Consider the following 265-nt stretch of genomic DNA (forward strand, 5'->3'; position numbering starts at 1 on the left):
CTGGCCGTTCTTCGCGAACCTGCTGTCGAACATGGACATGGTGCTCGCGAAGACCGATCTCGCGGTCGCGTCGCGCTACGCGCAGCTGGTCGCCGACCGCAAGCTGCGCAAGCACGTGTTCGAGCGGATCGTCGCCGAATGGGAGCGCACGGCGCAGGCGCTCGCGGAGATCACCGGGCACGAAGGGCGCCTCGCGACCAACCCGCTGCTCGCGCGCTCGATCAAGAACCGCTTCCCGTATCTCGATCCGCTGAACCACCTGCAG

General features: G+C 67.2%; 1 protein-coding gene. It reads left to right on the forward strand.

Annotated features, from left to right (window positions below):
- Positions 1-265, forward strand: a 265-nt coding sequence (locus SB816_RS32365) for a phosphoenolpyruvate carboxylase (protein ID WP_410548291.1), incomplete at both ends; no start/stop codon positions are given.

This window comes from Achromobacter sp. SIMBA_011 (genome assembly GCF_046535435.1).
In the GTDB taxonomy this organism is placed as follows: Bacteria; Pseudomonadota; Gammaproteobacteria; order Burkholderiales; family Burkholderiaceae_B; genus Achromobacter; species Achromobacter dolens.